Annotated in this window: 8 protein-coding genes; all 8 read right to left on the bottom strand. The window is 46.6% G+C overall.

Annotated features, from left to right (window positions below; genetic code table 11):
- Nucleotides 1–373: phage integrase SAM-like domain-containing protein (locus JF818_RS05310; protein WP_198890928.1), on the bottom strand; the 373-nt coding region annotated here is incomplete at its 3' end.
- Entirely contained in the window at nucleotides 370–1,335 is a 966-nt protein-coding gene (locus JF818_RS05305) for a tyrosine-type recombinase/integrase (RefSeq protein WP_198890927.1), read from the bottom strand. The genes JF818_RS05305 and JF818_RS05310, both read right to left, overlap by 4 nt.
- The gene (locus tag JF818_RS05300; RefSeq protein WP_198890926.1) at nucleotides 1,332–3,173 is read right to left on the bottom strand and encodes a tyrosine-type recombinase/integrase; all 1,842 of its coding nucleotides are present in this window, start codon (nucleotides 3,171–3,173) and stop codon (nucleotides 1,332–1,334) included. Before JF818_RS05300 ends, JF818_RS05305 begins: the two co-directional genes overlap by 4 nt.
- 59 nt (nucleotides 3,174–3,232) lie before the next feature.
- Nucleotides 3,233–4,015, bottom strand: coding sequence for an IS3 family transposase (locus JF818_RS05295; RefSeq protein WP_198890925.1), 783 nt, complete (start codon nucleotides 4,013–4,015; stop codon nucleotides 3,233–3,235).
- Between the two features lie 20 nt (nucleotides 4,016–4,035).
- On the bottom strand, nucleotides 4,036–4,320 hold the full coding sequence (locus JF818_RS05290; protein ID WP_198890924.1) for a transposase: 285 nt from the start codon (nucleotides 4,318–4,320) through the stop codon (nucleotides 4,036–4,038).
- A gap of 195 nt (nucleotides 4,321–4,515) precedes the next feature.
- Nucleotides 4,516–5,238 (bottom strand): hypothetical protein, encoded by a 723-nt coding sequence (locus tag JF818_RS05285; RefSeq protein ID WP_198890923.1) that lies wholly within the window; start codon nucleotides 5,236–5,238, stop codon nucleotides 4,516–4,518.
- A gap of 50 nt (nucleotides 5,239–5,288) precedes the next feature.
- Nucleotides 5,289–5,978 (bottom strand): tol-pal system YbgF family protein, encoded by a 690-nt coding sequence (locus JF818_RS05280; protein WP_198890922.1) that lies wholly within the window; start codon nucleotides 5,976–5,978, stop codon nucleotides 5,289–5,291.
- A gap of 70 nt (nucleotides 5,979–6,048) precedes the next feature.
- Nucleotides 6,049–6,485, bottom strand: a 437-nt coding sequence (locus JF818_RS05275; protein WP_198890921.1) for a S1 RNA-binding domain-containing protein, incomplete at its 5' end; no start/stop codon positions are given.

Raw genomic sequence — 6,485 nt, 5'->3', positions numbered from 1 at the left:
ATTTCTCTCTTTTCGGAACTCTCAAGCACTTTACTCCGTCAACTGCTGAATATACCGAGGAAAGGGAGACGTCCTTCTTTGCCGCATACTCCAAATACCCTTTGAGGCAGGTTAGACGAATGTTGCGGGTTGCTTCCTTGTTGCCTTCACTCTTGAGCCAGTCTAGAAACTCCATGACGAAATCCGAGGTGCAATCGGAGAACTTGAAATCAAGTACTGAGATATGCTTTTTCTCGGCCAAGAACCTGTTCAGCACAGTGAATGAACTGGAATATGTATCAACAGTGTTGGGGCTCCTTCCCCTCTGGTCAGGTAGATAGACGTTGAGGAACGAGAAGCTGTATTTGTAGAAGGCAAGATTGTCAAGTTTCATAGCCAGCCCTCCGTTTCATCCTCAACGGCAGAAGGCAGGTCAATGAAGCGTGCAAAGGCCCCTGTCTCGGTGTCCCACGTGTGGTAATAGTACATCGTATCCTCAATACTGGAATGGCCCAGGAACCGGGAAAGATACGGGAACAATGCCGAAGCATCCTTTCCATCCTCGACCCAGTCGTTGACGGTATACACAACGAATGCGTGGCGCAGCGAATGCACTGTCGGCCTTCTGCCTTTCCAATCGGGAAAAGACAACTGCCAGAATTGTCTGAACCGTCTGCATACATTATGTTTCCACGGGTGCTGGCCTTGCTTCTTGCTAGGGAAAAACCATTGCCGTTCAGGAAGATGCATACTTACTATGTCATCATACCGCCTCATAAGGTCCAAAAGATCATCCTGGACGAACACAATCCTGTCCTTGTCTCCCTTTGAGTGGCGGATATACAAGGTGCCGCAGTCGAAGGATACATCTTGCCGTTGCAGATCCACTGCTTCATTCAGGCGCAGCCCGAGGCAGTAGTACAGTCGGAACAGCACGGAATAAGCACAGGATATATATTCAGGGATCCCTGATACCGGATTCCATGTATCGATTACCGAAAACAGTACAGAACACTCTTCCCTGGTAGGCACATACGTCTTGGGGTGCTCCGATGAGCCAAACTCAAATGATGCACACATGGGCAACCCCATTGAATCCATATATTCTGAAAGGAGCTTTACACGGCCTATCCTGGAGTTGCGTGACGCCTTGTTTTCCGTAAATCGCTGGATGCTCCAGCCATCTGCAAGCGCCTGGGAAAACGTCCCGTCATCGAAACCCTTCTCAATGATGAAGGTATCAAAATCCTTAAGGCAGACTATGAGGTCTCCTGTGAAGAAGCCTGAATCATCCCGCTCAGCCAGAAGCGCACTCATGTAAGGTGCCAGCTTTGAATTGAAGCAAGGGGCAATCATAGGACATCCCCCTTGTATTCAATTCCATGCAAGAACATGGAGCACATACGCATCATATCTGTATTGGTGTCGATGTAGGTGTCAACCGTGGAATCCGAGATATGTCCGAGTGCATCAGAGATTGCAGAAACATTGGCACCGCTTCGTAGCATCCTTGTTGCAAATGTCTTCCTGAGCATCTGGAAGTGTACGGCTTCCCCTGGCAGTGCTTTGTGGATGATCTTATTGGTTATGGTTCTCGAGTAATGCCTGAAAGGAGCCCGTGAACTGCAGAAGATGAAACCAGCTTCGCCTTTCACAGGCCTTGATTTGGTTATGTAGTTCCAGATGGTGTTTCCCAGGCCTGCAGGGAACGGGGCCCTTATGTGGACACCGGTCTTCTGCTGGACCAACGATAATTCCATCCTGTCCCAGTCGATATCTTCAGCCCTCAGTTTGCAGATGTCTGAAGTTCTCAGGCCGGTCCAGAGCCCTATCTTCAGGATGGCTGAATGCAAATAGTTGCCACTGTTCTCGGCCTCTGCGCAATAGTCGAGGACATGTGAATACTGGTCCTCAGTGAGTGTCTTTGTCGGCCTTGTCCTTACAATGTTGACTTTGGGCATAGCCTTCCCGACATCCTCCTTGAGGCTATCCTCCTCAAAGAGAAATTGAAGGAAAAGCCTTATGACCCTGTTGTACCGGTTCTTCCCCTCATATGAATTATGGGAGTCAGCATGGTTGAAATCCTTCAGGTGCTGGCGGGTGATTTCACCGACACAGCAACACCCTTGCTTTGCAAGGAATGACGAAAATCGTACAAGTGCATTCCTGTCTCCCTTCAGGGCAGAATTGCCGATATGGTCAAGCTCCCGATGTTTCCGATACCTATCTGCATAGGGCTTGAACCAATCGATGAATTCGGCTGAGGGTCGAGGCGATCTGTATCCCTTGGTTTCCAGCCGCTCCCCATTCAGATATCCATCAAGCAAGAGAAATGGATGCCGGACGTTTGCAGGATATTTGCTGACTTTTTCCACATAGATGCGGGAATATAGCTCCACTGCCTGACGTGAGTATCCCATCCCGGTAGCATACAGGAAGCAGGCTAGGCCATTGAATGCTGTTTTTGTTGTTTTCAGTACAGTCTGGCTATACCCTGCAGCAGCAAGATCATTGGTCAGGAGCTCCTGGCAAGCGTATACGTCAGCGATGTCATGTGTTGCTGGATACCTGGCATCCTTGCAACAATTTGCATACATTTGCAATCGTTGAGGGGAATGACAATATACAGCCCCCAGATAAGGTAGTGTTATGTGCTTTGAAGTAAGGAAATTCAGAAAAGAACCTATCTCTGCGAACTCAGTAGAAACCTTCCTGTAGAGAGCAACATCATCCCATGTTATCTGGGAGACTGAGGAACGACCGTTTCGACATGCCATCTCATTAAGGAAGCTTCCTATACGGAGTTGTTTGATAACCCATCCCTTGGGGCTTAAAACTCCAGTCTGGATAAAATCATCAAGCAAGGAATTCATCCCTTCTGGCAAGTTGTAATCAGGAATTGAATCGGAATAGAAGATTTTAAGGTTCTGCAGAGTGGAATCCGGGTATAGTTCCTCGGCAATCTGGTACTGGATTTTCCTGAATAGATTGTAGCGAGGCTTAGCGATACCCGACTTGATGGACAAGAGACAGTTGACCGCCTCTTCCCGGGAATAAGGACTACCTTTTCCTGATAGATGCTCCCTGATCAGCCGGGCACTTCGCCTATAGTCATAGCCCTTGGCTTCTTTCCTGGTTTTTTCAGGGAGGTTGCTTTCAATCTTCTTGAAAGCTTCGTCATAGGATTGATACATATTGGACCCTCCTTTTGGGTTACAAATAGTATCAACCGAAATCATGATGTAGCAAAATATTATGCGAAATATTGGCCGAGAATAAAGCCTTCAGTTACAGTTTCAGGCCATTCTTTCGTATAAATTAAGATTTCGCATGAAATGAAAATATTGTCTAAACATCTCCCGATTCCATCCATGCTTATCTGAATCCCAAAGCTCTGCAGCATTGAGACAAATTCCTTACTTGTGTACTGAGATCCACAGTCTGTATTAAAAATAGCGGGTATCCCATACATTTCAATGGCCTCCTTCACGCATTCGATGCAAAAGATGGTATCCATTGTATTGCTGAGCCTCCAGGAAAGAATTTTCCGGCTGTAAAGGTCGATTACTGCAGTGAAGTAGACCATCCCTCCCGGAAGTTTGATGTAAGTGATATCGCTACTCCAACATTCGTTGACGTACCGTATCTCCCTGTTCCGAAGCAGGTAGGGAAACTTCCCTTCCTTCCTCCTGGAACTCCTGGTGGTCTTGAACTTGGGAACCAATCCCTGCAGCCCAAGTTGGCTGTAGACTCTCCTTACCCGTTTCTCCGTCGCCTCAGGATGCCCTTCCTTCTGCAGGTAACGGGCCATTTTTTGGTAACCATAGGTTGGGTATTCCACCCAACCGCCCATCACCAACTCTGCAAACTCCTTTTCCTCTGCAAATAACTCCTGTCTGAGCCGTTCCTGCTCCTCATGATGGTCTCTCCAGTAATAATAGGAGGAACGGGGGACTCCCAGAAGCTGGCACTGCCTGCAAATGGACAGGGTGTAGGATCTCTCCTTTCCCAACGGCCTTGCCAGCAGGGGATCCACCAATGCGCAGGGGTCTGCACCTATAAATTCGCTTTTTTTTTCAGGATCTCGTTCTCCATCTTGGTCTTCCCGAGTTCCTGATAGGTTTCCTCAATTCTCCGCTGGGCTTCAGCAAGTTCCTTCTTCAGCTGCTTTACTTCCTTGGAAAAGCCTCCAGAAAGAAATTGTTTCTTCCAGTTCGACACCATGCTGCCGGAAATACCATACTTCGTAGCAATCTCATTGACTGTAATCCGCTCTTTCAGAGCCTCAAGCGCAACTTCTTTTTTGAAAGAATCCGTGAATGTTTTCCTGTTCCTTCCCATCTTGTTTGCTCCTTTCTATAAGGTAGCAAACATTCGTTAATTTTTTAATCTCCTGTCCAAAACTCGGTCTTAGTATAGAATTCATGGGGATCAGTTAAAAATAATTACAAGTTAACAGAATATATATTATTGACGAAATTATATGAATTCCGTTTTTGGTTTCGCTCTTACCTTTTTGTTATGGTTTATTTCGATTTAGAGTGTGATATACCCAAGATTAACCAGGTCAGTCCAGTAGATGTTGTTGAAACTTCCCTTGGAGACATTTACAGCACCGTAGATGTGGAGGAACATGCCTGGGGATTGGTCATCAATATGATAGTCTTCAAATGATTCATCTACCTCTTTAATATCTGTCTCAAATGGTTGTCCATTAAATCTATGGAGTTTTGGTGAATTATGAATGGTATAAGAGCCAACATCGAAAACCAGGTCCATAGATACTGTTGTTCCTGATACTGCTGTTTTTATAAGCGTACAATTGAAATCAGGGGATATGGGGACATCGGCAGTGGCAATATATTCTGGTCCTTGGAATGTAGTTCCAAGAGTATCAGAAAAGCGATACAGCGTTATATCATTAACCGTAAGCACTGCATCAGAGGTAATCTGCACACCATTAAAATCCCTCTTATATGTGGTATTGAATGCTGTTTTGAAATTTTGTGGGTTTTCTGAGTCAGTGATGGTATAGAATAGCATCAGAGATGGACCAGAGCCTGAATCAATAAGGCTAAGAGTACCCAGGCTATCATCAACATTGAGACTTAAAGCAACCTTATCACCGGTGAAGCTTCCAGCAGTAAATACTGTACCAGTACCAAATGTGAATATGGTTGCAATCCCACACGATACAAGCAGGATCAGGACAATAAAAAAGACAGACGCAGTAGAAAGAATAGGTATTCTTCTCTTCATGCATCTGCCTCCTTATGGTGTGGGTCTCTAACCTACCCTAACCCGTTTGCTTACAGGAGTGCAAGTCTGTTGGTTGCCAGCTTGGCATACTCGGATGTTGGGAACTGGTCAGCTAGCTGCTGGAACGTTGCCTTGGCAAGCTCAATGTTACCAGATTTCTCTTGCAGACGAGCCTGCCCGAAAAGAGCCTTAGCTGACTCAGCTGCGGTAAACCCGAACTCATCAATAATCTTGGTGTAGTACTCGAGTGCCAGAGAATCATTTCCGAGCTCTTCAGCTGCTGCTGCAGCATTGGCAAGTGCCAGAGAGCCAAGATAGTTACCATCTGCTTCAGTGTAAACAGAAAGGAAGCTGTCAGCTGCCTTCTGGTGCTCCTCATCCTGGAATGCCACCATGCCCAACAGATATTCAGCTTTCAGACTGGGGTATTTATTTCCCTTGCCTGCAAGTTCTGTCAAACCAGCAACCAGTTCGTCATAGGTCTCCTGGTACGCTTCGTCATCGCTTCCCATGGCCTGAAGCTCAACATATGAGGCTTCTAGTTGATCAATCTCGTTGAATTGTGTCTGCAGGTTCTTCTGGCTCACGGTAAGCACAATGCCCAATGTTGCCAGTCCAACAATCACAACAATTGCAACGATGATCAACGCCTTCTTGTTCTTGCCAAGGAAGCGGTTCAAAGATCCTTCGATTCGTTCAGCCAAGGTCAACTCAGCTGCATTCTTAGAATTATTACTCATGGCTCATCTCCGTTATCAAGGGTATATGACACAGGCGGCAGGTATGCCGCCTGTGATTCGGAACACAACCTTAGTTGTCTTCCTTCTCCTTGTCCTCATCCTTGTAACGCATCATTTCTGCCAGGGAGTAGGTATCGTTCTCATTATCCTCGTGGATATATTTTGCAATTTCCGACTGCTGAGAGCGTCTTACCATCTCCTTGACGGAGAGTGAGAGCTTCTGGGTCGAAGGATTGCACTCTACAACCATTGCAGTGATGGGATCGCCGACATTGTACTTCTTGAGTACTTCGTCAGTGAACTCCTCATCCGGACCAACCAAGTTGTACTTGCTGATAAGTCCCTCAATATCTCCCATGACCTTCACGAATACGCCAAAGTCTGTGACGTTGGTGATGACACCACTGATCGTGCTGAACTTGGGATAGTCGTGACGCAAGGTCTGCCAAGGGTTGCCCTCGAGCTGCTTGACACCAAGGCGGATACGACGATTGTCCGGCTCAACGC

This window comes from Sphaerochaeta sp. S2 (assembly GCF_016406725.1).
Taxonomy (GTDB): Bacteria; Spirochaetota; Spirochaetia; order Sphaerochaetales; family Sphaerochaetaceae; genus Sphaerochaeta.
Note: the sequence above shows the minus strand (reverse complement) of the source record. Positions and strands in the feature narration are given on the sequence as shown.

What these genes read in the sequence shown, in the direction of transcription:
- JF818_RS05305 (WP_198890927.1), bottom strand. Translation starts at nt 1,335, where the DNA reads ATGATTGCCCCTTGCTTCAATTCAAAGCTGGCACCTTACATGAGTGCG.
- JF818_RS05300 (WP_198890926.1), bottom strand. Translation starts at nt 3,173, where the DNA reads ATGTATCAATCCTATGACGAAGCTTTCAAGAAGATTGAAAGCAACCTC.
- JF818_RS05290 (WP_198890924.1), bottom strand. Translation starts at nt 4,320, where the DNA reads ATGGGAAGGAACAGGAAAACATTCACGGATTCTTTCAAAAAAGAAGTT.
- JF818_RS05285 (WP_198890923.1), bottom strand. Translation starts at nt 5,238, where the DNA reads ATGAAGAGAAGAATACCTATTCTTTCTACTGCGTCTGTCTTTTTTATT.
- JF818_RS05280 (WP_198890922.1), bottom strand. Translation starts at nt 5,978, where the DNA reads ATGAGTAATAATTCTAAGAATGCAGCTGAGTTGACCTTGGCTGAACGA.